This window comes from Thioalkalivibrio sp. ALJ16, from assembly GCF_000377345.1.
Classification (GTDB): Bacteria; Pseudomonadota; Gammaproteobacteria; order Ectothiorhodospirales; family Ectothiorhodospiraceae; genus Thioalkalivibrio.
In genome coordinates this window covers 108,886-133,579 of the sequence record NZ_KB898040.1, presented here as the reverse complement: position 1 = coordinate 133,579, position 24,694 = coordinate 108,886, and the positions used below count along the sequence as shown (strand labels likewise).

General features: G+C 68.1%; 22 protein-coding genes. 9 read left to right on the top strand and 13 right to left on the bottom strand.

Annotated features, from left to right (window positions below):
• Nucleotides 1–29 precede the first annotated feature (29 nt).
• Complete coding sequence (locus tag D000_RS0105525; RefSeq protein WP_081616645.1) at nt 30–2,423, bottom strand: DNA internalization-related competence protein ComEC/Rec2; 2,394 nt, start codon at nt 2,421–2,423, stop codon at nt 30–32.
• 134 nt (nt 2,424–2,557) lie between these two features.
• Here D000_RS0105525 and D000_RS0105520 point away from each other — a divergent pair, with 134 nt between their 5' ends.
• Nucleotides 2,558–3,154, top strand: coding sequence for a DUF2062 domain-containing protein (locus tag D000_RS0105520; protein ID WP_018872543.1), 597 nt, complete (start codon nt 2,558–2,560; stop codon nt 3,152–3,154).
• 75 nt (nt 3,155–3,229) lie between these two features.
• Here the strand turns inward: D000_RS0105520 and D000_RS0105515 are convergent, their stop codons facing one another.
• Nucleotides 3,230–3,952, bottom strand: coding sequence for an ABC transporter ATP-binding protein (locus tag D000_RS0105515; protein ID WP_018872542.1), 723 nt, complete (start codon nt 3,950–3,952; stop codon nt 3,230–3,232).
• Nucleotides 3,945–5,195: a lipoprotein-releasing ABC transporter permease subunit gene (locus D000_RS0105510; protein ID WP_018872541.1), complete on the bottom strand. Its 1,251-nt coding sequence runs from the start codon at nt 5,193–5,195 to the stop codon at nt 3,945–3,947. Before D000_RS0105510 ends, D000_RS0105515 begins: the two co-directional genes overlap by 8 nt.
• A 133-nt stretch (nt 5,196–5,328) precedes the next feature.
• On the opposite strand from D000_RS0105510, the gene D000_RS0105505 reads away from it, so the two are divergent.
• The 5 genes from D000_RS0105505 to D000_RS0105485 all read left to right on the top strand — a co-directional run bounded on the left by D000_RS0105505 (nt 5,329) and on the right by D000_RS0105485 (nt 12,091).
• A complete protein-coding gene (locus D000_RS0105505; RefSeq protein WP_038047542.1) occupies nt 5,329–5,697 on the top strand; it encodes a hypothetical protein in 369 nt (122 codons plus the stop codon).
• Nucleotides 5,694–6,761 (top strand): agmatine/peptidylarginine deiminase, encoded by a 1,068-nt coding sequence (locus tag D000_RS0105500; protein WP_018872539.1) that lies wholly within the window; start codon nt 5,694–5,696, stop codon nt 6,759–6,761. The genes D000_RS0105505 and D000_RS0105500 overlap by 4 nt, the downstream gene beginning before the upstream one ends.
• 23 nt (nt 6,762–6,784) lie before the next feature.
• Nucleotides 6,785–7,681 carry a carbon-nitrogen hydrolase gene (locus D000_RS0105495; protein ID WP_018872538.1) on the top strand — a complete coding sequence of 299 codons (897 nt, stop codon included), beginning with the start codon at nt 6,785–6,787 and terminating at the stop codon, nt 7,679–7,681.
• A gap of 243 nt (nt 7,682–7,924) precedes the next feature.
• Complete coding sequence (mfd, locus tag D000_RS0105490) at nt 7,925–11,395, top strand: transcription-repair coupling factor (protein ID WP_018872537.1); 3,471 nt, start codon at nt 7,925–7,927, stop codon at nt 11,393–11,395.
• A complete protein-coding gene (locus D000_RS0105485; RefSeq protein ID WP_018872536.1) occupies nt 11,396–12,091 on the top strand; it encodes a CsiV family protein in 696 nt (231 codons plus the stop codon).
• 145 nt (nt 12,092–12,236) lie between these two features.
• Here the strand turns inward: D000_RS0105485 and D000_RS0105480 are convergent, their stop codons facing one another.
• The 3 genes from D000_RS0105480 to D000_RS0105470 are packed head-to-tail and all read right to left on the bottom strand — an operon-like array spanning nt 12,237 to nt 14,879.
• Nucleotides 12,237–13,205, bottom strand: coding sequence for a S49 family peptidase (locus D000_RS0105480; RefSeq protein WP_018872535.1), 969 nt, complete (start codon nt 13,203–13,205; stop codon nt 12,237–12,239).
• 10 nt (nt 13,206–13,215) lie between these two features.
• Nucleotides 13,216–13,914, bottom strand: coding sequence for an HAD family hydrolase (locus D000_RS0105475; RefSeq protein WP_018872534.1), 699 nt, complete (start codon nt 13,912–13,914; stop codon nt 13,216–13,218).
• On the bottom strand, nt 13,911–14,879 hold the full coding sequence (locus D000_RS0105470; RefSeq protein ID WP_018872533.1) for an RluA family pseudouridine synthase: 969 nt from the start codon (nt 14,877–14,879) through the stop codon (nt 13,911–13,913). Before D000_RS0105470 ends, D000_RS0105475 begins: the two co-directional genes overlap by 4 nt.
• 431 nt (nt 14,880–15,310) lie before the next feature.
• On the opposite strand from D000_RS0105470, the gene D000_RS0105465 reads away from it, so the two are divergent.
• Nucleotides 15,311–18,190 (top strand): Rne/Rng family ribonuclease, encoded by a 2,880-nt coding sequence (locus tag D000_RS0105465; protein WP_018872532.1) that lies wholly within the window; start codon nt 15,311–15,313, stop codon nt 18,188–18,190.
• Between the two features lie 425 nt (nt 18,191–18,615).
• On the opposite strand, the gene D000_RS0105460 is transcribed toward D000_RS0105465, so the two are convergent.
• Nucleotides 18,616–19,107: a low molecular weight protein-tyrosine-phosphatase gene (locus D000_RS0105460; RefSeq protein WP_018872531.1), complete on the bottom strand. Its 492-nt coding sequence runs from the start codon at nt 19,105–19,107 to the stop codon at nt 18,616–18,618.
• Nucleotides 19,108–19,232: 125 nt separating this feature from the next.
• Here D000_RS0105460 and D000_RS0105455 point away from each other — a divergent pair, with 125 nt between their 5' ends.
• Together D000_RS0105455 and D000_RS0105450 are read left to right on the top strand one after the other, a co-directional pair.
• The gene (locus D000_RS0105455; protein WP_026279785.1) at nt 19,233–20,531 is read left to right on the top strand and encodes a flagellar hook-length control protein FliK; all 1,299 of its coding nucleotides are present in this window, start codon (nt 19,233–19,235) and stop codon (nt 20,529–20,531) included.
• Between the two features lie 3 nt (nt 20,532–20,534).
• The gene (locus tag D000_RS0105450; RefSeq protein WP_026279784.1) at nt 20,535–20,882 is read left to right on the top strand and encodes an EscU/YscU/HrcU family type III secretion system export apparatus switch protein; all 348 of its coding nucleotides are present in this window, start codon (nt 20,535–20,537) and stop codon (nt 20,880–20,882) included.
• On the opposite strand, the gene D000_RS0105445 is transcribed toward D000_RS0105450, so the two are convergent.
• The 6 genes from D000_RS0105445 to motD all read right to left on the bottom strand — a co-directional run bounded on the left by D000_RS0105445 (nt 20,877) and on the right by motD (nt 24,694).
• The gene (locus D000_RS0105445) at nt 20,877–21,314 is read right to left on the bottom strand and encodes a DUF2802 domain-containing protein (RefSeq protein WP_018872528.1); all 438 of its coding nucleotides are present in this window, start codon (nt 21,312–21,314) and stop codon (nt 20,877–20,879) included. The genes D000_RS0105450 and D000_RS0105445 overlap by 6 nt on opposite strands.
• Nucleotides 21,315–21,484: 170 nt before the next feature.
• Entirely contained in the window at nt 21,485–21,670 is a 186-nt protein-coding gene (locus tag D000_RS0105440; RefSeq protein WP_018872527.1) for a hypothetical protein, read from the bottom strand.
• A gap of 59 nt (nt 21,671–21,729) precedes the next feature.
• On the bottom strand, nt 21,730–22,188 hold the full coding sequence (locus tag D000_RS0105435; protein ID WP_018872526.1) for a chemotaxis protein CheW: 459 nt from the start codon (nt 22,186–22,188) through the stop codon (nt 21,730–21,732).
• A 132-nt stretch (nt 22,189–22,320) separates the two neighbouring features.
• On the bottom strand, nt 22,321–22,998 hold the full coding sequence (locus D000_RS0105430; protein WP_018872525.1) for a chemotaxis protein CheW: 678 nt from the start codon (nt 22,996–22,998) through the stop codon (nt 22,321–22,323).
• Nucleotides 22,995–23,795, bottom strand: coding sequence for a ParA family protein (locus D000_RS0105425; protein WP_018872524.1), 801 nt, complete (start codon nt 23,793–23,795; stop codon nt 22,995–22,997). Before D000_RS0105425 ends, D000_RS0105430 begins: the two co-directional genes overlap by 4 nt.
• Nucleotides 23,792–24,694, bottom strand: a complete 903-nt coding sequence (gene motD / locus D000_RS0105420; protein ID WP_018872523.1) for a flagellar motor protein MotD — start codon at nt 24,692–24,694, stop codon at nt 23,792–23,794. Before motD ends, D000_RS0105425 begins: the two co-directional genes overlap by 4 nt.

The following is a 24,694-nucleotide window of genomic DNA, read 5'->3' as shown; positions in this document are numbered from 1 at the left end:
AATGCATATGCCCGCGCAGCGGGCCCCTTTCAAGTCGGTCCGGCTTCCGGTGCTTGCGGGCGGGGAAGCCCGCCGTCCTGCCTACAAGCATGCGGCGGGTTCGGGGCATCGGCCGGTGCCGGGCGCCAAAGCCGGGGCGTGCTGGCCCGAAACCCCGGGCCGACCTTCAGCGTCTGCCGCGCATCCAGGCGTAGCGCCCCGGCTATGCCTGTCTCCTGCAGAGGCACACAGGCCCGTGCCAGGCGCTCGCGCACGGCCACATCGAGGCCACGACCGGCCGTATCCGTGCTCGCCCATGCCAGTGTCGGTGGAGCGTCCTCCAGCCAGCCGCGGGAAAGACTCGACATACCGGCCCCGCGCGGAAGTACCAGGACATCCGCCTGACGCTGCGCGGACGGCCCGCGCATGAATACCGCCTCGCCAAGCCCGCTCAGGCCGCCGGTCAGCAACAGCCGCACACCGGCGTGCGAGGTCACCGCCAGTACACAGGAGGCGGCGGCGGTGTCGTCCCAGCCGGAGGGCGGGTGGAGCACCTCGAAGCGCACGCCGTCCCACTCCCAGGCCTGGCCCGCGCGGCAGGCCCGTTCCCCGGGGTGCTGCGGGCGCCGGCGCAGAACCTCATCCACCGGCAATGCCGCTTGCACCCCCGGCGCGCCGCCCGCATGCGCGGCGTGCTCGTGGCTCAACAGCATGCGGTCAATCGAGCGCACCCCGAGCCGGCGCAGCGTCGGCGCCACCACCTGCTCGCCCGCGCTGTAACCACCCTCACGCCCGAAACCGGCGTCGTACAGCAGGGTGTGATGTCGGGTCTGCACAACTACCGACTGGCCATTCCCAACGTCCAGAAGGTGCATCCGCACCGCCCCGTACTCGATCCCGGGCCGCAACGGCAACACCAGGGCCAGTCCGGCCAGCAGCAGCCAGGGAAGTGCACTGCGTAGACGCGGCTGCAGGGCCAGCAGCACCGCAACGCCTCCCAGCACACTGGCCGCCACCGGGACCTGGCGCTCGTCCACCAGGACCGGAATCCGCGCCAGCTCCATCAGGATGCGCACCAGAATCGCCAGCAACTCGTCGCCCGCATGCAGGAACGGTCGTCCGAGCGGGGCCCACAGGACCGCCATTCCCGCACCCACCAACAGCAAGGGCAGCACCAGCAGGCTGATCACCGGCACCGCAAGCAGATTGGCGACCGGCGCCACCCAGGATCCCAGTTGAAACCAGGCCAGGCTCAACGGCAGCATCGCCAGGGCCAGCATCACCTGGACCGCACCGGCCTCGCGCCAGCCCGGCTTGGCGCCGCGTCCGTGCAGCAGAAGCAGGATCACCGCCACCGCGCCAAACGAGAACCAGAACCCCGGTGCCAGCACGCTGGCTGGCTGCCACAGCACGACAGCGACGGCGGCCAGCATCAGTCCGCGCCAGGCCACCGGGCCGCGCCGCCACCAGATGGCCACCATAAACGCGGCCAGCATGATCAACGCCCGCTGGGTCGGAATACTGAAACCGGCCAGTGCGGCATAGAGTGCGGCGCCGGCCAGCCCCACCAGACCCATCACGGCCGCCTTCCGCGCGAGCGACTGAACCATTGGGAGCCACACCCACAGCCACCCGGCCAGAAGCGCGGAGAAACCGGCCACCAGCCCCACATGCAGCCCCGAAATGGCCATCAGATGGTTGGTTCCAGTGCGCAGGAAAGCCTGCCATTCCAGCGTCGTCATCGCCTGGCGATCGCCGATGATCAATGCCTGGACCAACCCCGGGTGCCGCAAGTCCGGGGCCGCGCGCTCGAGGCGGGTCCGCAGGGCTTCACGCTTGCGATGCAGCTGCGCACGCGCCGCGGCCTCGCGAGCTGCCGGTCGGGCACCCGGGACGAACTCGAACGCCTGCAGGGTGGCGGATCCGTGCAGGCCCTCGCGGTAATACCACCCGGCGCGATCAAACCCGCCCGGATTCGACGGACCGGCCGCGGGCCGCAGACGCAGGGTCATGCGGCCGTAGTCGCCCGCCCCCACCTCCGGACGCCCGGGGTAGGCCGCGACGAGCAGCTCTCGGGCACGGAAAGTCTCCGGTCCCGCCTCCACCGCATCCACGGTGATACGAAAGCGGCTGCGCTCGTCACCATGCTCCGGCAGGCTGGTGACTGTCCCGAGTACTGTGACCTCCTCCCCCGCCAGTTCGGGGCCCAGCACATGCTGCAGCCACTGGCTGGCGCCTGCGGTGACCACCAGCCAGGCCAAAGTGGCCCCCAGGACCATAGCCAGCACAGGCCCCGCCCAGGCACGCCGGAAGGCCCGGCCGGCAACGGCGATCAACGCGATACCGGCAACCACGAGCCCGACGCCGGAGGACAGCGTCAGCGGCTCCGGAAGGCGATGCAGCCACCAGGCCGTGGCCAGCAATCCCAGCGTGAAGCCGATCACGATCGACACCGCCAGGGGATACCTTGCGCCCGCCGCGCACACGAGGCACGCACCGGACTGGCACAATCGGCGACAATGAGAAGAACAGAAGGCGCGGAAACCGCGACGCTGAGGCAGGATCGACAGCCCGGACCATGGCAAGACACATCATCAAGAAGCTGTTTCCCGGCATGGAACACATGCGCGGGCACAAGGCGCTGTCGCCACTGGGGCCGCGCCTGGGGTCGCCGGATCTGTGGCATCTGAACCGCCGCTCCGTGGCTGGTGCGTTTGCCGTCGGGCTGTTCGTGGCCTTCCTGCCACTGCCCATGCAGATGCTCATCGCGGCCGCCGTGGCCCTGCTGGTCCGCGTGAACCTGCCAATATCGGTGATTCTGGTCTGGATCTCGAACCCCATCACCATGCCGCCCATGTTGTATACGGCGTACACGCTCGGGCGCAAGCTGCTCGACGAGCCGCGCCGCGACATTCACCTCGACTGGAGCTGGGAGTGGTTCACCACCGAGCTGCTGACCATCTGGCAACCGCTGCTGCTCGGGAGTGTCCTGATCGGGGCCGCCGCCAGCCTGTCCGGTTATCTGCTGGTGCGCTTCCTGTGGCGGCTCAACGTGGTGCAGCGCGCCCGCAGCCGCCGCTATCTGCGACGCCTGCGCAGGGAAATGGCGGAACGCGAGGCCGCTGCAAGGGACTCCGACCAGGGCCCCGGCAATGGCGACCGGCATCCACGCTGACGATAGCCCAGGCCGGAAATCAGACGCTGCGGGGCTGCACACGCCCCAGAACTTTCAAGGGCTTGGCGCCGCCGGCTACGCTTGCGGTGCCGGGCTCGCGGCCGCGAGTGACGACTGCTTGAGGTGCCCCTTGACCAGCTCAACCGACTGATCCAGTTCGCGCGCCAGGGTGACGTCATGGGTGACCAGTGCCAGCGCCGTTCCGGTGGAACGGTTCATCGCCCGCAACAGCTCGAACACCTGAGCGGCTCGCTCCTGATCCAGATTGCCGGTCGGCTCGTCCGCCAGGATGGCCGACGGTCGGGTAACCAGTGCCCGGGCAATGGCGACCCGCTGGCGTTCCCCTCCGGAGAGCTCCGCCGGCTTGTGATCGAGGCGATGAGCCAGATCCACCTGCCCGAGCCAGTGCTGCGCCTCTTCCCGCGCCTTGCGACTCCCTATGCGGCGGATCAGTAGCGGCAGAGCGACGTTCTCGGCCGCGGTCAGCTCCGGCAGCAGATGATGAAACTGGTACACGAAACCGAGATGCTGATTGCGCAGGTGGCCACGGCGGGCCTCGCTCATCCGGGTCCAGTCTGTTCCGAGCAGTCGGACCTCGCCCGCCGTCGGCCGGTCCAGTCCGCCCAGCAGATGCAGCAGCGTGCTCTTGCCACTGCCCGAGGCGCCGATGATCGCCGTCTGATCCCCCGGATGCAGCACGAAGTTGACGCCGCTGAGCACGGCGACATCCAGCCGGCCGTCACGGAACCGCCGTTCCAGGCCGCGTGCCTCCAGGACCGGGGTATGCGGGTCAGTCATAGCGCAGGGCCTCCGCCGGCTGGGTACGCGACGCACGCCAGGCCGGGAACAGGGTCGCCACCACCGTCAGCAGGAAACCGAGGATCCCGACACGCAGGACATCCGAAAGTTTAAGTTCCGAGGGCAAGTCACTGATGTAATAAACATCCGCTGACAGGAACTCGATCCCGGACACCCGTTCGATAAACGGCACCACCACATCAATATTGGTGGCCAGCGAGACCCCCGCCAGCGTGCCAATCAGAATACCAATGGCGCCGATGACCACGCCCTGCACCATGAAGATGATCATGATCCCGCCGGGCGACAGGCCCAGCGTCCGGAGGATCGCGATATCGCCCTGCTTGTCCGTCACCAGCATGATCAGGGTGGACACGATATTGAATGCGGCGACCGCGACGATCAGCGACAGGATGACGAACATCACCATCTTCTCCATCTGGATAGCGCGGAACAGGTTCGCGTGCTGACGCGTCCAGTCGGACACCCGGAACAGGCCATCCAGTTGCGACGCGACATCGCGCGCCACCACCCCGGCCTGCATCATGTCGGTCAACCGCAGCCGCAGACCGGTGATCTGATCCCCCGTCTGGAAGACGGCCTGGGCATCCTCGAGGTGGATAAAGGCCGTGCCGCGGTCGTATTCGTACATGCCGACCTCGAACAGGCCGGAGACCTCGAAGCGCCGCATGCGCGGCATCACCCCGGCCGGCGACACCGATGCCTGCGGCGCCATCAGGATGATCGAGTCCCCTACCTGAACCCGCAGCTCGGCCGCCAGTTCGCGGCCCAGCACCACCCGGTAGCTGCCGGCCTCGAGGCTGCCCAGCTCGCCGCGCAGCATGTGTTCGCCGATCCGCGCGACCCGTTCCTCGGCCTCCGGCTGTACGCCCCGCACCAGGGCCCCAGAGATGTGGCCCCGGGCACTGAGCATTGCCTCGCCCTGGACGTAGGGGGCCGCGGCAATCACGCGGTCGTCGATCTCGGGCGCCTCGCGTTGCAGGCGCTCCCAGTCCCGGAGCCCGCCATTGACCCCCTGAATAGTCGCGTGCGACGCCATACCGAGGATGCGCTCGCGCAGTTCGCGCTCGAAACCGTTCATCACCGACAGCACGGTAATCAGCGCCATCACGCCAAGGGCCAACCCGATGATGGAGACCACCGAGATGAACGAAATGAAGTGATTGCGCCGTTTGGCCCGCGTATAGCGCAGCCCGATGGCGAGAGTCAGGGGGCGAAACATGCCGAAATCATGCCAGAGATCCCCTGCCCCGCCTATCCCCGAATGCGCCGAACCCTGCGCGAGCCGGCGTCGGGGAGGCACGCTGCCACGGTTGACGCTACCATGGAGATATCCAGCAAACGGAGAGTTGGCGATGCCAGGGAAAAGCGACGTGTCGAACCCCACCCCGAAAACCGGCCAGCGCCGGTCGCGATGCCTTGCGGCCGTGGCCGGCTGGGCACTGGCCGTGACCCTGCTGGGCGGCATCCCCATCACGGCGTCGGCCGACATCCTGCGCAGCCCCGATGGCGGTTTCACCGTACTGCAGAAAGACGGCCTTCCCGTACGCGGTCAGACGCAGACCGCGGTGATCCGCGATCACGGCGAGCCCGAGACGCGCCACGCCACGGTCGGTGACCCGCCCATCACGCGCTGGGACTACACCGATTTCTCGGTGTTCTTCGAGGGGGAATACGTGCTGCACAGCGCCGTTCGCGGCGGATCCCGCTCCGATCGTCCATGAGTACCGGGGAGCCATCCCCGGCACGCAGGCGGCTGCCCGCGGAGTGGGAGCCGCAGGGCGCAATCCAGCTGACCTGGCCGCATGACCAAACCGACTGGGCCGCCACCCTGGATCAGGTGCACCCGGTGCTGGCCACGATCGCCGCCACCATCAGCCGCTACGAGCCGGTACTGATCGTCGCGCGCGACCCCGAGCACATCGAAGAAATCTCCGGCTTTCTGAGCGAGGCCGCCATCCAGCCCGACCGGCTGTGGTTCGCCCTCGCCCCCAGCAACGACAGCTGGGCCCGTGACCATGCCGCGATCACCGTGCTGGAGGACGAAAAGCCCCGCCTGCTCGATTTCGTCTTCAACGGCTGGGGCGGCAAGTATCCCGCGGCGCTGGACGACGCGATTACCCGGGCGCTGGCCAGCCAGGGCGTCTTCGGCGCCTGTGTGCCGGAACCGGTGGATATGGTCCTGGAAGGCGGTTCGATCGAGTCGGACGGGACCGGCACCCTGCTCACCACCAGTCGCTGCCTGCTGACCCCGACCCGAAACCCGGCCCTGGATCGGGCCGCGATCGAACAGCGCCTGGAACAGTACCTGGGTGCCAGCCGCATCCTCTGGCTGGAACACGGGCAGCTGGAGGGGGACGACACCGACGCCCATATCGACACCCTGGCGCGCTTCTGCGCGCCGGACACGATCGCCTACGTCCACTGTGACGATCCACAGGACGCCCACTACCCCGAGCTACAAGCCATGGAGGCGGAACTGCGCGCTCTGCGCCAGCCCGGCGGCGAACCCTACCGCCTGATCCCGCTGCCCTGGCCGGACGCGATCATCGAGGACGGCCATCGCCTCGCCGCGACCTATGCCAATTTCCTGATCATCAACGGTGCGGTCCTGCTGCCGGTCTACGGCGACCCGGCCGATCGCGTTGCCCGCGAACGTCTGGCGACGGCCTTTCCGGGGCGCGAGGTCGTCGCAATCGACTGTCGCCCGATCATTCGTCAGGGTGGCAGCCTGCACTGCCTGACCATGCAGTACCCGGCCGCCGCCCTCGGCATCCCGCAGGAATAAGCCGCCCCCACCGAGCCTGTCCGATGCAATCCAGCCACCTGCCAATAGCCCTGATCCAGCACCGCGACGCCGGTGACGTCGCGTCCAACCTCGACGCCACCGCGAGCGCGGTCGCCACGGCCGCGGCCGCCGGCGCGCGCCTGGTGGTCCTGGCCGAACTGCATACCGGGCCGTATTTCTGCCAGACCGAAGACCTGGCCACCTTCGACCGCGCCGAACCCATTCCCGGTCCCAGCAGCGAACGCCTGGGAGAGATCGCACGGGCCCACGGCGTGGTGCTGGTCGGCTCCCTGTTCGAGCGCCGCGCGCCGGGGCTCTATCACAACACCGCCGTGGTCTACGAGGCCGACGGGCGCCTGGCCGGCTACTACCGCAAGATGCACATCCCGGACGATCCCGGGTACTACGAGAAGTATTACTTCACCCCGGGTGACACCGGCTTCGTCCCCATCGACACTTCGGTCGGGCGCCTCGGCGTCCTGGTCTGCTGGGACCAGTGGTATCCCGAGGCGGCGCGGATCATGGCCCTGTCCGGGGCCGAACTCCTGATCTACCCGACCGCGATCGGCTGGGACCCGCAGGACACCCCCGACGAACAGGCACGCCAGCGCGAGGCCTGGATCACCGTTCAGCGCGGCCACGCCGTCGCCAACAACCTCCCGGTCATCGCCTGCAACCGCTGCGGTCACGAGCCCGACCCCAGTGGCCAGTCCCCCGGCGCGCAGTTCTGGGGCAGCAGCTTCATCACCGGTCCGCAGGGCGAATTTCTCGCCTCGGCCGGCACCGACGACCCCGAGACCCTGCAGGTCACCCTTGACCGCGGACGCACCGAGGCGGTCCGGCGGCAATGGCCGTTCCTGCGCGATCGCCGCATCGACGCCTACGCCCCCATCCTCAAGCGCTACATCGACCCCCACTGATGCAAACAAAAGCATTCACAGGAAGAAGGGAAGATTGGAAGGGTGATGATTTGCACGGCCGCAGGGGCACGACAGGCACCGTGTCAGGCAACGGCGTCCTCATAATCTCTTCACCCTGAAACCCTTCTCGCCTTCCAGACTTCCTGTGAATCGCCCTTGACCGACCTAAGGACCTCGCGCACCCATGCGGTGGAATCCGTATAATTGCGCCCCTTTCCCGCAGCCCCGACAGCGCACTGGCCCATGTCCGATCAACGGCGTAATCCGCTCCATCCCGGCCGCTTCCCCGGCTCCGGCTTCGAGGTATGGTCGGGGCTGAATGCCTCTGCGGCCACCCTTGCCCTGGCGCAGAACGGCGGCGACTTCGACCGCCCCGTTCTGGTCATCACCGAGTCCAACGAGACCGCCGACCGCTGGCAGGAGGAATGGGAGTTCTTTGCCGGCGCACGCAAGCTCCCGCTGATGCGCCTGCCGGACTGGGAGACCCTGCCCTTCGATGTCTTCTCCCCGCATGAGGACATCATTTCCGAACGCCTGCGCACCCTGTATCACCTGCCCGCGCTGGAACGCGGCATCGTCCTGATGCCGGTATCGACACTGATGCAGCGCCTGCCTCCGCGCGACTGGCTGACCACCCAGGGGCTGTCCCTGCGCACCGGCCAGCGCCTGGACCGCATGACCCTGCGCGAGAACCTCGCCAATGCCGGCTACAGTGCGGTTCAGCAGGTCATCAGCCATGGCGAATTCGCCGCCCGCGGCGAGATCCTCGACCTGTTCCCGATGGGGGCCGACGAGCCGGTACGGATCGAATTCCTCGACGACGAAATCGACTCCCTGCGGCGGTTCGACACCGAATCCCAGCGCTCCACGGAAAAAGTCGAACAGCTGGAGATCCTCCCCAGCCACGAATTCCCGCTGAACGACGACTCCATCCGCGAGTTTCGCACCCGCTACCGCGCCCAGTTCTCGGGCGACCCCAGCAGCCACCCGGTGTACCGCGACATCAGCGAGGGCGTGGTGCCGCCCGGCATCGAGGCCTACCTGCCCCTGTTCTTCGAACACATGGACAGCGTGTTTGATTACTGCCCAGACGCGCAGGTCGTGCAAGTGGGCGACATCGCCGGCGCCGCCGAAGGGTTTGCCCAGGAGATACGGGAGCGTTTTGAGCAACTGAGCCACCAGTACGATCGCCCGCTACTGCCTCCGGAACGCCTTTATCTCGACCTCGACCAGCTCGGCGAGCGGCTGGCAAAGTACACCGGGATCGCCCTCGGGGACCCGGCCGCCCCGCTTCCGCCCGGACGCGGGGGCCAGATCGCCTTCGCCTGCGACGCCCTGCCGGATCTTGGCCTGCAGCAGGGCAAGGACGCTCCGGCGCAGCGCCTGAAGACCTTTGTGGGCGACCAGCAGCGGGTGCTGCTGACGGCCGAATCCGCCGGACGCCGTGAGGCCCTGCTGACCCTGCTGCGCGATCAGGGCGTCGCCCATCAGGCGGTCGACAACTGGCGCGCCTTCCTCGCGGCCGAGCCGGGCCTGCACGTAACGGTCGCCGCGGTGGGCGAGGGCTTCGTACTGCCGGAAGGCGTCGCGCTGGCGCCGGAGGCCGCCCTGCTCGGCGAGCGCGCACGGCAGACCCGGGGCCGCAGCCGCCCCACGCGCGATGCCGACGCCATCATCCAGAACCTCAGCGACCTGACCATCGGCGCGCCGGTCGTGCACGAGGAACAGGGCGTGGGCCGTTACCTGGGTCTGCAGACGCTCGATTTCAGCGGTCAGCCCTCGGAATTCCTGACCCTCGAATACGCCGATGGCGCCAAACTCTATGTACCAGTCTCGTCGCTGCACCTGATCAGCCGCTACACCGGGGCCGATGCCGACCATGCCCCGCTGCATCGCCTCGGCAGCGAACAGTGGAGCAAGGCCCGCAAGAAGGCCGCCGAAAAGGCCCGTGACGTCGCCGCGGAATTGCTGGATATCCATGCGCGGCGGGCGGCACGCCAGGGCACGGTATTCACCACCGACACCCCCGAGTACCACGCCTTCGCCGCCGGCTTCCCGTTCGAGGAGACCCTGGACCAGCAGCAGGCCATCAATGCGGTCCTCGCCGACATGGCCGACACGCGCCCGATGGATCGCGTGATCTGCGGCGATGTGGGCTTTGGCAAGACCGAGGTCGCGATGCGTGCGGCATTCGTGGCCGTCCAGAACCACAAACAGGTCGCCGTACTCGTGCCCACGACCCTGCTGGCGCAACAGCACCATCAGAACTTCAACGACCGCTTCGCCGACTGGCCGGTCCAGATCGAGTCGCTGTCGCGATTCCGCAGCGGCAAGCAGCAGGCCGCCGTCCTCGAAGGCCTGAAGGAAGGCAAGGTCGATATCGTCATCGGCACCCACAAGCTGCTGCAGGCGGACCTGGATTTCTCCAACCTCGGCCTGGTCATCGTGGACGAGGAACAGCGCTTTGGGGTGCGCCACAAGGAGGCGCTGAAGAAGCTGCGTGCCGAAGTGGACATGCTGACCCTGACGGCGACCCCGATCCCGCGCACCCTGAACATGGCCCTGGCCGGCCTGCGCGACCTCTCGGTGATCACCACGCCGCCGCGCGAACGCCTGGCGATCAAGACCTTCGTCAACGAATGGAACGATGCCATCATCCAGGAGGCCTGCCTGCGCGAGATCCGCCGCGGCGGCCAGGTGTACTTCGTGCACAACGAGGTCAACACCATCGAGCGCACTGCACAGCGGGTACAGGAACTACTCCCCGGGGCCCGCGTGGGCATCGCGCACGGCCAGATGCGCGAGCGCGAGCTGGAACAGGCCATGCTCGACTTCTACCACCGTCGCTACAACATCCTGGTGTGCACCACCATTATCGAGACCGGGATCGACGTCCCCACGGCCAACACCATCGTGATGAACCGCGCCGACAAGCTCGGACTGGCGCAGATGCACCAGCTGCGCGGACGCGTCGGGCGTTCCCACCACCGCGCCTATGCCTACCTGCTCACCCCGCCGGAAAAGGCCATGACCGCGGATGCCCGCAAGCGCCTGGAGGCCATTGCCTCGCTGGAGGATCTGGGTGTCGGGTTTACCCTCGCCAGCCACGACCTCGAGATCCGGGGTGCCGGCGAACTCCTGGGCGACGAACAGAGCGGGCAGATCCACGAGGTCGGGTTCTCGATGTACAACGACCTGCTGAACCGCGCGGTCAATGCGCTGCGCTCCGGCAAGATGCCGGAACTGGATACCCCGGAGGCCGCCGGCACCGAGGTCGAACTGGGCCTGCCCGCCCTGCTCCCGGCGGACTACGTGCCGGACGTGCACACGCGCCTGATCCTCTACAAGCGGGTAAGCTCCGCGACCTCGCCGGAGGCCCTGCGCGACATGGAGATCGAACTGGTGGATCGGTTCGGGCTGCTGCCCGACCCGGCCAAGGCCCTGTTCGAGGCCGCGCGGCTGCGCCTGCGTCTGACCCCTCTGGGCATCCGCAAACTGGAACTGGGGCCGGCCGGCGGTCGCCTGGTCTTTGGCACCCGTCCCAATCTCGACATCGCCGCGCTGATTCAACTGGTGCAATCCGACCCGCAGGCGTACAAACTGGACGGGCAGAAGGCCTTCCGCTTCTTCGGCCCGATGGAGACCCTGGAAGCGCGCGTCCAGACCGTACTGCGTCTACTGAACACCATCAGCCCCGAACAACAGGCCGCCTGAATGTCCGATCCGAACCCGAACCGCCCCCACCCCCTGCGTCGCCGTCTGCTTGGCGCCCTGGCCACCCTGCCGTTCGTGGGCATGGCCGGGCCGGCACTGGCGCAGGCCGGGCGCGAGTACCGTATCGAGCTGGTGATCTTCGAGCACCGCACCGAAGAAAGCCGCCGTCTGCAGCAGGAACTGGCCATGCCGCGCGAGCCGCGATTCGGCGAATCGGAGCTGGGCGGGCGCATCTACCGCGATTCGCGCCGCGGGTTCCAGTTGGACCGCGTCGTGCGCCGGGTGGAGGACTCCGGGGCCGGGCGCATCCTGACCCGCCTGGCCTGGGATCAGACCGGACGCGATTACGCCTCCGCCCCGTGGCTACGGGTACAACAGGGCCGCCAGATCGGCCTGCGCGACCTGATCGACGAGACGCCGGGGCTACAGGCCCCGCGGCCCCTTCTGGTCGAGGACCACGAGGCGCGTTACGAGCTGGAGGGACGGCTGCGGATCTGGGTCGGGCGTTTCCTGCACCTGGAGACCGACCTGATCTATCACGTGGACGAGCCCCTGCCGGCCGATGCACGCCCGCGCGCGGTCACCGTGCGCGGCAGCCAGCGGATGAATTCCGGCGAGGACCTGTTCTACCTCGACCACCCGGTGATCGGCATGATCGCCCGCGTGACACGGATCGACGAGGACCCGCCCGGCTAACGGGGCAAGCTGCCGCCGTCCTCGTACGGCGATCTACCTCGCCAGGGCGCCCAGGGAGCCGCTGACTTAAACGCACGTACGCGCTCGAATTTAATCGCAGGCAAAAGCGACTCGAGCGCGAGCGTGTACCTGAATCAGTGTTTACCTAGCGCCACTGCGGGGTCGATTCCCAGCTCAGCCACTGCTGCATCGCCGCCATGCCGAGGTCCTCGAACAGCAGCTGCAGCGGCGAGCGCCGCGGCTTGAAGACCACCAGCTTTTCCACGCCAATCACGTCCCGCGCCACGCTGCGGTCGGTACCCAGGCCATCGATCAGGCCCAGCTCCACGGAGCGGTCACCGGTCCAGATCAGCCCGTTGAACAGATCGTCCTCACCCTCGACCAGACGCTCGCCGCGACCGGAGCGCACCACGTCCACGAACTGCTGGTGCACACCGGAGAGCACGCCTTCGAGGTGGTCCACATGGCCGGCATCCAGCGGCAGGAAGGGATCCAGGAAGCCCTTGTTGTCGCCTGCGGTAAACAGGCGCCGCTCCACACCGATATTGTCGATCAGGTCGACCAGACCGAAGCTGTCCATGCGCACGCCGATGGAACCCACCATGCTGGCCTGGCTCGCGTAGATCTCGTCCGCCGCCACCGCGATGTAATAGGCCGCCGAGGCCCCGACGTCGCCAATCACCGCATACACCGGGATATCCGGGTGCTTGTCCTTCAGGCGCAGGACCTCGTCATGCACGATGGCCGCCTGTACCGGGCTCCCCCCGCCGCTGTTAATGCGCAGCATCACGGCGCGGGTGCCCTTCGCCTCGAAGGCATCATTCAGCACCTTGGAGATGTCTTCGGCGTTCGCCCCCGCGCTGGACGCGATCAGCCCCTCGACCTCCACCACCGCTACATGGTCGGCCGGTTCGCGCTCGCTCTCGAACATGCCGGCCAGCCCCATGTCGCCCCCGCGCACCAGGATCAGCAGTGCGATCAGGTACAGCAGGAACAGCAGCTTGAAGAAGATCCCCCAGCGGCGCGCCCGGCGCTGCTCGATCACCTGCGCCTGGACCAGACGCTCGAGGGTCTCGCGTTCCCAGCCCGGTTTGTTTTCGTTCGCCCATCCCATGGTGGTTCCTTTATCCGGTTACGCCTTCGGCCTGCCGGAATACCTCCAGCAGGGCCTCGAGATCCGTCTGTAGCGCCAGCGGCGCCTCCGCCCGGAGACGGTCCCTGGAGTGCACTCCATGGGTAACCGCCACGGCGGGGACGCCGGCATGGCGCGCCATCTGCAGATCATAAACGCTATCACCGACCATGCGGGTCCGCGTGCGTTCCACCCCGGCCCGTTCCATCACGTGTTCGAGCATGGCCGGGTGTGGCTTGGAGGGGTGCTCGTCGCCGGTCGCGGTCGCCACGAAGCGCGCGCCCAGTCCGGTGACTTCAAGGGCTTGATCCAGCCCGCGACGCGACTTGCTGGTGGCGACCGCCAGCAACACCTCGCGCGCATCCAGCCAGTCGAGAAGCCGCGCGACGCCGGGGTACAGCGGGGTTGGCGGGGCGTCGCCGGCCTCCAGATAGCAGGCCCGGTAGGCCGTGGCAAAACGGTGCACAAACGCCGCATCGGCCTCCGGGTAGAGTTCGCGCACGGCCGCGTCCACCCCCAGGCCGATGATGTTGCGCAGGGCCGCCTCGTCCCGCACCTCCACCCCCAGCGCCTCGGCGGCGCGCTGCAGGCAGTGCACGATGCGCAGCGGCGAATCCATCAGCGTGCCGTCCCAGTCGAACACCACCAGGCGCAGCCCACCCGCCACCGGCGGCAGCAACGGCGCTGTCATGCCCCCTCCTCTCCGGCATCGAGGCTGTCCAGCACCGCCACCAGTTCATCCGGCAGGGGCGCGGAGAACAGATGCTCCTCGCCATCCGCCGACCGATAGGACAGCGACTGGGCGTGCAGGAACAGGCGCTGCAGCCCGTGTCGCCGCAACACCCGGTTGGCATCCGGCAGGCCGTAGTCATGGTCCCCGGCCACCGGATGGCCGATCGCCTGGCCATGCACTCGAATCTGGTGGGTACGACCGGTACCGATACGCACCTGCGCGAGCTGGAAGGCGCCATGGGTCTCCAGCGGCTGGAATACGCTGTGGGCATCGCGCCCGCCGGATGCGTCCTCGTCGGCCCGCATGCGGCGACGACCGTCGTCCAGCCGGCCACTGGCGATCGACAGGTCGCATTCGATCGCCTGCTCGCCGCGGAACCGCCCGACCAGCAGCGCCAGGTAGCGCTTCTCGACGCGCCCTTCACGCAAGGCGGCGTGGAAGTCCTGCAGGGCTTCGCGCCGCTTTGCCAGCAACAGGCACCCGCTGGTCTCGCGATCCAGCCGGTGGCCCAGTTCCAGTTCGGTGTCAGGGCGCAGCTGGCGCATCGCCTCGATGATCCCGAAGGCCAGGCCGCTCCCCCCGTGCACCGCAAGCCCTGAGGGCTTGTCCAGCACCAGCAGGCGATCGTCTTCGTGGATAATAGCCCGCCGCAGTCGGTCCAGCACACGTGGCGGGATCTCGGCGCTCGCGGCCTGCGGCCGGTCGAGGTCCGGTACGCGCACCTCGTTGCCCAGTGCCAGGCGCTTGTGGGCCTTGGCCCGGCGCCCGTCCACCCGCACCGCGCCCTGGCGCACCAGACGGTAGATCAACCCGCGTGGCACGCCTTTCAGCTCGCGCAGCAGGAAATTGTCCAGACGCTGGCCGTCACCGCGTTCGGTCACCTTCAGGGTGCGGGGGCCGGATGTTTCGCGCCGGGTATTCATGGCGCGCGATGCTACCCGACGGACGCGCGCCAGGCTACTGCGCGCCACGCGCGGCGACCGGAAAAACTTGCCGAGACGCGGGGTTATGCCCTACATTGGCGCACGGTGCCCTGCTGCAACCGACCTGCAACGCACCTCGAATCACCCGCCGCTCCGATCCCGGGCTCACCGCCGCGCGTTCGGAGGGCCATCGCCGCAAAGCGACACTGTGACACTATTTCTTCTAACCCAGTCCTGTCTCCCCGGCTCCGCCTCCCGCAGGCGGCTGATCCCGTGGTTACTGGTGAACTCCTGGCTGGCGCGCTGGCTTCCGCTACGCGCCGCCGCTGCGAGCGCGCGGATCTACCCGTTGCTGTCTCGCCGCGCGTTCGCCGCTGCCAGGATCCCCGGTTTCGCCGCCGGTCGTCAGGACTTCCTACCGAGTCCATTGCATGAAACGCATCCTGATCAATGCCACGCAGCCGGAAGAGCTGCGTGTCGCCATGGTCGACGGCCAGCGGCTGTACGACCTGGATATTGAACTTCCCTCCCGCGAGCGCAAGAAGGCCAACATCTACAAGGCCAAGATCACCCGCGTCGAACCGAGCCTGGAGGCCGCGTTCGTCAACTTCGGGGCTGATCGCCACGGCTTTCTCCCATTCAAGGAGATCGCGCACTCCGCGGTCGGCGCACCCGCCGACAGCGACAAGCCCATCCGCGACTTCCTTAAGGAAGGGACCGAGCTGCTCGTCCAGGTTGAAAAAGAAGAGCGCGGCAACAAGGGCGCGGCGCTCACGACCTACATCAGCCTGGCCGGCCGCTATCTGGTCCTGATGCCCAACAACCCGAAGGCGGGCGGCGTGTCGCGCCGGATCGAGGGCGAGGATCGCGCCTCCCTGCGTGATGCCCTCTCCGGTCTCAACATGCCCGAGGGTATGGGCGTGATCGCGCGCACCGCCGGCGTCGGTCGCAGCACCGAAGAGCTGCAGTGGGATCTGGACTACATGACGGCCCTCTGGTCCGCGGTCACCGAGGCTGCTGAAAAGGCCAAGGCGCCGGCCCTGATCCATCAGGAAAGCAACGTCATCATCCGCGCCCTGCGCGACCACATGCGCAACGACGTCGGCGAGGTCATCATTGACGATGACGGCGTCTACCAGCAGGCGGAGGACTTCGTTCGCCTGGTCATGCCCAACAGCCTGCGCAAGCTGAAGCGATATGACGACCCGGTCCCCCTGTTCAACCGCTATCAGATCGAAAGCCAGATCGAAAGCGCGTTCGACCGCGAAGTCACCCTGCCCTCCGGCGGCGCACTGGTGATCGACCATACCGAGGCCCTGATCTCCATCGACGTGAACTCGGCCCGCTCCACCAAGGGCGGCGATATCGAGGAAACCGCGTTCCACACCAATCTCGAGGCAGCCGAGGAAGTCGCACGCCAGCTTCGCATCCGCGATCTGGGTGGCCTGATCGTGATCGACTTCATCGACATGAACGCCAACAAGCACCAGCGCGAGGTCGAGAACCGCCTGCGCGAGGCGCTGGAAATGGACCGCGCCCGGGTCCAGGTCGGGCGTATCAGCCGCTTCGGGCTTCTGGAGATGTCGCGCCAGCGCCTGCGTTCCTCGCTGGGCGAATCCTCCCAGAACACCTGCCCGCGCTGTCAGGGCCATGGCCAGGTACGCAGCGTGGAATCGCTGGCGCTGTCGATTCTGCGCCTGATCGAGGAAGAGGCAATGAAGGACCGCACTGGACTGGTCCTGGCCCAGGTCCCGGTCGACGTCGGCACCTTCCTGCTCAACGAAAAGCGCGAGTCGATCACCGATATCGAGGATCGTCACAAGGTCGACATCAGCATCATCCCCAACCCGCAGTACCTCACCCCCCGTTTCGAGGTGCGCCGGGTCCGTGGCGACGAGCGCGAAGACGCCGTCAGCGACCGCGGCTCGCACGAGCTGGTCGAGATCGTCGAAGAAGACAGCGACTCGCACCGCGAACGTCGCGGCAAGGTGGAAAAGCCCCTGGTCCAGGGCGTGAAGATGACCGGACCCGCGCCAGTGGGAGACACCGCGCCGGAGGCCCCGGAGCCCTCCGCCCCGGTCGAGCAGCCCGGATTCTTCACCCGCATCTGGTCGTCGCTGTTCCCCAATGCGCGCCCGGCAGCGAACCAGGAAGAACAGGAAGGCGCGCCAAGGAAGGGCGGTGGCCGCAAGTCCGACGGCAGCCGTGGTGGCAAATCCGGCGGCCGCGGCCGTGGCGGCAACGGCAAGCCCGGTGACAAGCCCGAGGCGGCCGGCAAGGGCCGCTCCCGCCGCGCGGGCGGCAAGAAGGATGGCGCCCCGCAGAAGCCCGAGGCCGAAAAGACTCCGGCAGCGGATGCGGCCCCCGGAAAGTCCGCCGACAAGGCGTCTGACCGACCCGCCGACAAGCCCGCCCGCAGCAAGGACGAGACCACGGCCGGCAGCGATGCCGGTACCAATGGCGAATCCCGCGGCCCCGAGGGTCAGGAGCAGGATGATAGCGGCAAGGGCCGCAGCCGCAGCCGGCGGTCGCGTCGGGGTGGTCGCCGTCGCGGCGGCCGCGGCCGCTCCGGCGAGCAGACGGGGGACTCGTCACGCGAGGCCTCCGGCGACAAGACCGCTGAATCCGGCTCCGGTGACGCCGACGACCGCGGCGCGCCCGCGCCGTCCGGTCGCGGCAACAGCGACAAGCCCGCCGCAGCAAGCGACACCGGGGAACGCGGCAGCGAGCCGGCGGGTACCGAACCGGCCAGCACCGAGCCGAAGCCCGTCAAGGCCAGGGCGCGCAAGCCGGCCGCCGAAAGCGAACCGGGCACCGAGCGCAGCGACACCGCTCCCGCAGCGGCCGATGGCCCGGCCGAAAGCCCGGCGCCGCGCCCCCGCGGCGGCCGCACCCGCAAGCCCGCAGCCGATGCTGCCCCGGCCGCGGATGCGGGCGAGAAAAACGCCCCCGCAACCAGCAGCGACACGGATAGCGGCACCCGGCCGGCACTCGCTGCAAAACCGGATGCAGACACCGCCGCCGGCGCGACGGACGCGGACAAGTCCGCACCCAAACCCCGGCGCAGCCGTGCCAGGAGCAAACCGACCGGGGACGAGGCCGGCCCGGCATCCCCTGCGGGCGAACCGGCCGCAGGCTCGGCGCCGCAAGCACCGGAACAGGCCAGCAAGCCGGCGGCGAAGCCGGAAGCCCCGAGCGCGGCACCTGCCAGCGACACGCCGGAGGCGGCCAAGAAACCGGCTGCCGAGAGCCCGCAACCGGAGCAGCCTGCGACCACAGGTAGCGAGACGGAGCGCAAGGGCGGCGACTGATCGACCGGCCACCTGCGCAGCCAGCGAAGCCCGCCCTTGTGGCGGGCTTTTTATGCGACGGACACGACCCGCTGAGCCTGCGTGGCCCTCGACTGGACAGAAGGAGACGGCTTCCGCAATGCGCTACTGCAGCGGTCCGCCGGCGCGGCCGTCCGTTCGCGGGCCAGGCCCTGGCTGGCCGATCGCGCGCGCCTTACACAACCGTCGCGCAGGACCCGGCCTGTTTCTGAAGGATTCGGACCGCAACGCAGGATCGGGTAACCCGGGGGGCGACCCCGAAGGGGTCGGTCTCCCGTTCCTGCCAAAAATGGGCGAGGGTCCGGCGTTGCGGTTCCCTTGTGCAGGGTGACGGTACGGCAGTCCCCGCGCCTTGTTCGCACGCAAATGCGACTCGAGCGCGCGCGTGCACATTTATCAGTGTTTCCCTAGGAGGCCCTCAGCGCATGCCGCGAACGAATGTGCTCCATCAGGCCATCCGCACCCTTCTCGACCAGGTCCATCACGTGGGCGAATCCCTCGTCGCCCCCGTAATAGGGGTCCGGCACCTCGGTCTCCCCGCTGCCGGGGGCAAAATCCAGAAAGCGCAGGAGTTCGGCGCGCGCATTGTCCGGGCGAATGCGCTCCGCGTTCCGGAAATTCGCATCATCCATGGTCAGGATGTAGTCGAATTCCAGAAAATCCTCCGGTTCCAGCTGTCTGGCCCGCAAGTGCTCCAGGTCGTAGCCGCGTGAACGGGCCTCCTGGCGGGCACGCCGGTCCGCCTGCGCGCCAATGTGGTAGCCGGCTGTCCCGGCCGAGTCCACCTCGATCGCGTCTGCCAGGCCGTGTTCGCGCACGCGCGCCTCGAACACCCCGTGCGCCATCGGCGAACGGCAGATATTGCCCAGACACACCATCAACACCCGAATCTTCGACATCGCCTCAAAACCGGTAATGGGAACCGCATCAGGATAACAAACCGCTCGCAGGCCCGGTCCAGCCAGTTCTTGCACCACCGCCAAGTGTGCGATGCTGAGCCTTTGAGTGGATCTCGGAGCAGCCCATGGCCGATCTCAGCGGCCCCCGGATGCCCGGCTGGACCTCACCGGGTACCGGCGCGACCGGGACAAGCAGTAGTGAACGACTCCCCCTGGTGCCCGGGGCCCGTATCGAGGTCCAGCTCGTGGAACGCGTCGGGGATCGCGGTGTACGACTGCGTCTGGGCCCGGCATCCACAGGCGCGACCGCTGCCACCGCGCCCCCACCGACCTCCGCTCGCCCCGCCGCGGCCCCGGTCGTGACCGCCCAGGTCGCCGGCCAGCTACCGGAGGCACTCCTGAACCGCGCCCCAACCGGCACGCGCAGCCCCGGCATGCTGATGGAGGTCATCCGGACGGAACCCCGCCTGGAGGTGCGGCTGATGCCCCTTCCGGGCGAACGGGCCCCGACCCGCCCGGCGGCGGGTTCGGCATCGCAGATCCCGGCCCAGCAGTGGCTGGGACAGGAACTGCGCCAGCACCTCCCCGGTGCGCGTCCGCTGGCGGCGGCGCTGCAGAGCCTGGCCAGTCTCGCCGGTACCGGTCTGCGCATGGATGCCATGGCCCCAGCCACCCCTGCCGCTCCGGCTCCGGCCGCGCTGCAGCGCGTCCTGGAATCCCTTCCGACCCCGGGGCAGCTCGCGCGCCCGGACACCCTGCGCCAGCAGGTCCAGCAGTCGGGTGTGTGGCTGGAGGCCATGCTGGGTCAGACGGCACGCGGGCACGCCGCACACCCGGCGCTCGCCGCCGACCTCAAGGCACAGCTGCTGCGGGCCGCCGACCAGCTACGCCAGCTGCGCACGGAGGCACGCCCCAATGCCCCGGCGACCGCGCCCCCGGCAGCAGCGAATGCCGCCGCCCTGCCCGCCATGAACTCGCTCCTCGAGGGGCTGCTCAAGCGCGTGACCACGCTGCAACTGCAGTCGCTGCAAACCCTGTCCAGCGACGAATCGGGGAACCCGCGCTGGTTCTTCGAACTGCCTCTTCGCAGTGAACAGGGTCTGCAGGGCATCCTCGCGGAGATCCGCCGCGAAGCCCGCGCGGCCTCCGACGAAGAGGCCCGCTGGTCGATTGTTCTGACCCTGGATCTGCCCGGCATGGGGCCCACCCGAATCGCGGTGGCCTCACGCGCGGGGCATATTCAGGTGCATTTCACCGCGAGTCAGCCCGACACGGTCGCAAGGCTGCGGATGCAGCTCCCCGACCTGCGGGAACGCCTCGGTCAGCGGGAACTGCAGGTCGCCGCCATGTCGGTGCGTCAGGGCGAGGTCGACCCCGAGCCGCACCCGCGCGCAGACGCCCGAATGCTGAACGAACAGGCCTGAGTCATGGCCAGACGCGGGGACGGAAAAACCGGAGCGGAACGGGGCACGGAGCGCCCGGCTCGTGCGGTGGCGCTGGAATGGGATCGGCGGCGGGCACCGCGGATCACCGCCAGTGGCTCGGGGCTGACCGCCGAGGCTATCCTGCGCGTGGCCGAGGAGCACGGCATCCCCCTGCACCAGGACCCGGCGCTGAGCGAGGCCCTCGCGCAGATTCCGCTTGGCAGCGAGATTCCGGAGGAACTGTACGTGGCGGTGGCCGAGATCCTGGCCTTCGTTTTTGTGCTGGCGGGGATTACGCCAGATGATCGCGACGACGACTATCGCGGCCGCGGCCCCCGGCCGCGTTCATGACGATCGCCCCATGCCGGCGCCATCCGCGGTGCCGGAGCCGTGCAGGCTGAACAGCAGGTCCAGCTCGTTGGTCGTCAGCCCGCAACGGCGCCGCACCTCTTCGCGTCCGTGGCCCTCCTGGATCAGGCGGATCGCCTGTTCGTAGGTGCCACTGTCGCCCTCGCGTGCCCGCAGCTCGCTGTGCTGGTCGTGCAGGCGTTCCAGCGCGCGCTGTACCGAGGCCTGCGCCTGACCATGCGTGGCCACCCCCTCGGACAGGGCCTTCATCGCGCCCTTCAGGGCCATGACCGACGTGGCCTGGCGCTGGTAATCCTCGCGCAGGGCAGCGAGCTGACGACGCAGCAGGATCACCAGCCCGACCGCAAAACCGGCAATCACGGTCGCAAGCAGCGCCACCAGTGCGGCCAGCCATATCAGTAATCCATCACCCATCGCACCTGTTCTCCTCGATCCCTGCGCGGATCGATTGTCGCGTGAATCGAGGCCGGCTGACCAGCCGGGCGGATCGGGTAGACGGGATAGGCAAAGTCGGCAGAGACCGGGCGGCTCCCGAGGCTCACCAGTGCGGCGCGCAATCGACCGTAGCCGGTCCAGGTTCAAGTTCAGGCGTAATCGTCGATCAAGCCACGGCGCGGGCGGCGTTCTTCCTTGCGTGGCGGGCGCTGCTGGGTCGGGCGAATCGCAGGGCGAAACACCGGGTCACGGTCATGGTCGTCACTCAGGCGACGACCCGGTACGGTCGTATGGACCGGGCGCACGGTCCGATCCGGCTGGAGCTCGTCGACCATGGTGCACCTCCCGGCTACCGCCTCTCATGGCCCCGTCAGATTGGACCCATCGGGTATCGCTACAGTTCGCGCAGCTGCGCCCACTCCTCATCGGACAGGAGCTTGTTCAGATCGACCAGGATGGTCAGCCCCTCCTCCGTGCTGGTCACACCCTCGATAAAGCGGCTGCTGTCGTCGTTGCCGACCTCCGGGGCCGGCTCGACTGCATCCGCCGCAATCCGCACCACCTCGGATACCGAGTCCACCAGGATGCCGACGTTCTGATTGTCCACATCGATGATCACGATGCGCGAGGCATCGCTCGGCTCCTGCTCGTCCAGGCCCATGCGCCGCCGGGCATCGATGACCGTGACCACGTTGCCGCGCAGGTTGATGATTCCAAGGATATAGTCGGGAACGCCCGGCACGGGCGCGATCTCTGTGACCTTGAGGACCTCCTGTACCTGGAGGACATCGATCGCGTAGGTCTCGTCCGCCAGACTGAAGGTCACGTACGGAGCGGTGTCGGCCTTGGCCATGGCTTCTACGTCTTGTGCGCTGCTCATGTCATCCTCGTTGTTCGGTCCGGGGCGATGTTCGCCAGTGGTATGCGGTCCTGACCGTTGTATCGGCCGCCAGCAACAATGCTTGAATGGGCCGCGGGGCGCGCCCTACTCCCAGGCGCCCTCGTCCAGGGTTCGGTCCAGTGCCGCCAGATCCAGCAGCGTGGCCATCTGTTCGCGCTCCACGCCGGCCAGCCACGGCAGCCGCCGGCGCTGACTGCGCCAGCGCAGCGACTCCGGCTGGATCACCCGGGTACCGTGGATGGCACGGCAGGCCAGCGCAAAGCGCGAACCCGCCAGGAACACCACCTGGCGCGCGGTGTCTGGCTCGTAGTCCCGGTCTTCCGGGGTCACCACCGCGGCCAGGTCGATCAGCTGCACACGGCCCTGCTTGGTATCGGCCAGTCCAAGGTACCAGACCGAGTGATTCGGGGTCGGCCGCACCTCCAGGCTGTCCAGCGGGGCCACGCCCCCAAGGGCTTCCAGCGGGGCGAGCAGGGTCAGGTTGCCCGCCTCGATCACCAGTGCGGAAAATGGCGCTTCCGGCCGCGCATACTCGCGCTCCGCCGGCTCGATCCTGGCGGGAGGGGGCTCCACCGCCACCACCGGGGATTCCGCGACAGCGGCCGGCTCCGGCTCCGGCTCCACCACCGGGCGCGGCTCCAGGATATCGGGGGGCAGTAGCGGCCGCGCCGGTGCCGGCTCGTCCAGCAGGCTGCCGAAGTAGTCATCCAGCGCCTCGGGCTCCGCCTTCAGCGCCAGGTTGTCCGGGCTGGTCCGATTCATCCTCGCCGCCTCCGTTCATGGGGTTCCGACAGGCGTCCGCCAATCGCCTCAAGCAGGTCCGAATACGCCAGTACACCGCGCGCATCCGGGATCATGAAGCACAGCGGCTGTCCTGCGCTCGAAGCATCCCGGAACTTGGTATCGACCGGGATCACGCCCGGCCAGACATCGTCGCCATACAGCCGCCGCAACTCCGCCAGGGCCTCGTGGGCGGCCCGCGTGCGGCGATCAAACAGGGTGGGGATGATGCGGTACTTGAGTTCGGCCTTGCGCGACTTCTGTACCATCTTCAGCGTATTGATCATCCGCTCGAGCCCCTTCAGGGCGAGAAATTCCGTCTGCACCGGGATCAGCAGTTCGTCGCACGCGGCGAGGGCGTTCACCATCAGCACCCCCAGCATCGGCGGACAGTCCAGCAGCACGTAGTCGTACTGGCCCTCCACCTTTTCCAGCGCCTGTCGAAGCACCAGCCCCATGCCACTGCGGGTTCCCAGCTGCCGATCCAGCGTGGCCAGAGCGGTACTCGCCGTCAGCAGGTCCAGGCCGGGAAACCGGCTTTCGCGGATCAGGGCAGTCGGATCGGGCGTAGCACCCTCGGCGCACTGACTGAACAGCTCGTACACCCCCCGCGTGGCGGTCTCGGGGTCGTGTCCGAAGTACGCCGTCAACGAGCCGTGCGGGTCCACGTCCACCAGCAGCACTCGCTGCTCGGGCCCGGACAGCAAACCGCCCAGCGTGACCGTGGTGGTGGTCTTGCCCACCCCACCCTTCTGGTTCGCGACTGCCCAGACCTTCATGGTGTATCTCCGTCCGTCGGAAGCGGTGCCGGTCCCAGATCCTCGCGCAGACGTTCCGGTTCCTGAGCGCCCTCCGCACGCGGACGCGCCCCCGGTAGCACCACGATGGACACCCGCCGATTCTCCGCCCGCCCCTCTACGGTCTCGTTGCTCGCGATGGGGCGATGTTCGCCATAGCCGAGTGCGACCAGGTTCTCGGGATCGACCCCGACACCCTCGAACACGCTCACCACCGCCGCGGCGCGACCGGAGGACAGCTCCCAGTTCGAAGGATAGACCGCCGTCTGGATGGGGACATTGTCGGTGTGCCCCTCGACATGGATCCGCGAGACCCGGGGTGCCAGGATCGCGCCCACCTCCTGCAGCAGGTTCTCGGCCGCCGGGTTCAGCGTGGCCGAGCCGGAAGGAAACAGCAGGCGGCTGGTGATCTCGATCTCCAGCCAGTAGGCCTCGCGGCTCACCCGCAGATCGCCGTCCTCGATCCACTGCGCCATGGCCTGTTCGATCTCGCGCGCGGTATCTGCAAGTTCGTCCAGAAAGGCCTGCATCCCGTCTTCCGGCTCCGCGTCATCCAGCATGCCGCTCAGGGCCATGTCGATGGGCTGTGGGCCGTCCTCCACCAGACCGGGCTGGACCTCGATGGGAACCAGCGCGCGCAGATCCTGTGGCGTGCGATCCTGCGCCACCGTCGGCTCGCCGATCTGGATCGGCTCCGCCTGCATCGGCGCCCGAAACGCATCCACCAGGGATTCCGACAGCACACGGTATTTGCCGTCGTCCACCGAGGAGATTGCGTACATCACCACAAAGAAGGCCAGCAGCAGCGTGACCAGATCCCCGTACGGGATCGCCCATGCCTCGTGATTCTGGTGCTCCTCTGCGCGTTTGCGACGTGCCAT

What these genes read in the sequence shown, in the direction of transcription:
- D000_RS0105480 (WP_018872535.1), bottom strand. Translation starts at nt 13,205, where the DNA reads ATGGGATGGGCGAACGAAAACAAACCGGGCTGGGAACGCGAGACCCTC.
- D000_RS0105460 (WP_018872531.1), bottom strand. Translation starts at nt 19,107, where the DNA reads ATGTCGAAGATTCGGGTGTTGATGGTGTGTCTGGGCAATATCTGCCGT.
- D000_RS0105500 (WP_018872539.1), top strand. Translation starts at nt 5,694, where the DNA reads ATGAGTACCGGGGAGCCATCCCCGGCACGCAGGCGGCTGCCCGCGGAG.
- D000_RS0105520 (WP_018872543.1), top strand. Translation starts at nt 2,558, where the DNA reads ATGGCAAGACACATCATCAAGAAGCTGTTTCCCGGCATGGAACACATG.
- D000_RS0105470 (WP_018872533.1), bottom strand. Translation starts at nt 14,879, where the DNA reads ATGAATACCCGGCGCGAAACATCCGGCCCCCGCACCCTGAAGGTGACC.
- D000_RS0105465 (WP_018872532.1), top strand. Translation starts at nt 15,311, where the DNA reads ATGAAACGCATCCTGATCAATGCCACGCAGCCGGAAGAGCTGCGTGTC.
- D000_RS0105425 (WP_018872524.1), bottom strand. Translation starts at nt 23,795, where the DNA reads ATGAAGGTCTGGGCAGTCGCGAACCAGAAGGGTGGGGTGGGCAAGACC.
- mfd (WP_018872537.1), top strand. Translation starts at nt 7,925, where the DNA reads ATGTCCGATCAACGGCGTAATCCGCTCCATCCCGGCCGCTTCCCCGGC.
- D000_RS0105440 (WP_018872527.1), bottom strand. Translation starts at nt 21,670, where the DNA reads ATGGTCGACGAGCTCCAGCCGGATCGGACCGTGCGCCCGGTCCATACG.
- D000_RS0105515 (WP_018872542.1), bottom strand. Translation starts at nt 3,952, where the DNA reads ATGACTGACCCGCATACCCCGGTCCTGGAGGCACGCGGCCTGGAACGG.
- D000_RS0105505 (WP_038047542.1), top strand. Translation starts at nt 5,329, where the DNA reads ATGCCAGGGAAAAGCGACGTGTCGAACCCCACCCCGAAAACCGGCCAG.
- D000_RS0105455 (WP_026279785.1), top strand. Translation starts at nt 19,233, where the DNA reads ATGGCCGATCTCAGCGGCCCCCGGATGCCCGGCTGGACCTCACCGGGT.
- motD (WP_018872523.1), bottom strand. Translation starts at nt 24,694, where the DNA reads ATGGCACGTCGCAAACGCGCAGAGGAGCACCAGAATCACGAGGCATGG.
- D000_RS0105510 (WP_018872541.1), bottom strand. Translation starts at nt 5,195, where the DNA reads ATGTTTCGCCCCCTGACTCTCGCCATCGGGCTGCGCTATACGCGGGCC.
- D000_RS0105485 (WP_018872536.1), top strand. Translation starts at nt 11,396, where the DNA reads ATGTCCGATCCGAACCCGAACCGCCCCCACCCCCTGCGTCGCCGTCTG.
- D000_RS0105475 (WP_018872534.1), bottom strand. Translation starts at nt 13,914, where the DNA reads ATGACAGCGCCGTTGCTGCCGCCGGTGGCGGGTGGGCTGCGCCTGGTG.
- D000_RS0105495 (WP_018872538.1), top strand. Translation starts at nt 6,785, where the DNA reads ATGCAATCCAGCCACCTGCCAATAGCCCTGATCCAGCACCGCGACGCC.
- D000_RS0105430 (WP_018872525.1), bottom strand. Translation starts at nt 22,998, where the DNA reads ATGAATCGGACCAGCCCGGACAACCTGGCGCTGAAGGCGGAGCCCGAG.
- D000_RS0105445 (WP_018872528.1), bottom strand. Translation starts at nt 21,314, where the DNA reads ATGGGTGATGGATTACTGATATGGCTGGCCGCACTGGTGGCGCTGCTT.
- D000_RS0105450 (WP_026279784.1), top strand. Translation starts at nt 20,535, where the DNA reads ATGGCCAGACGCGGGGACGGAAAAACCGGAGCGGAACGGGGCACGGAG.
- D000_RS0105435 (WP_018872526.1), bottom strand. Translation starts at nt 22,188, where the DNA reads ATGGCCAAGGCCGACACCGCTCCGTACGTGACCTTCAGTCTGGCGGAC.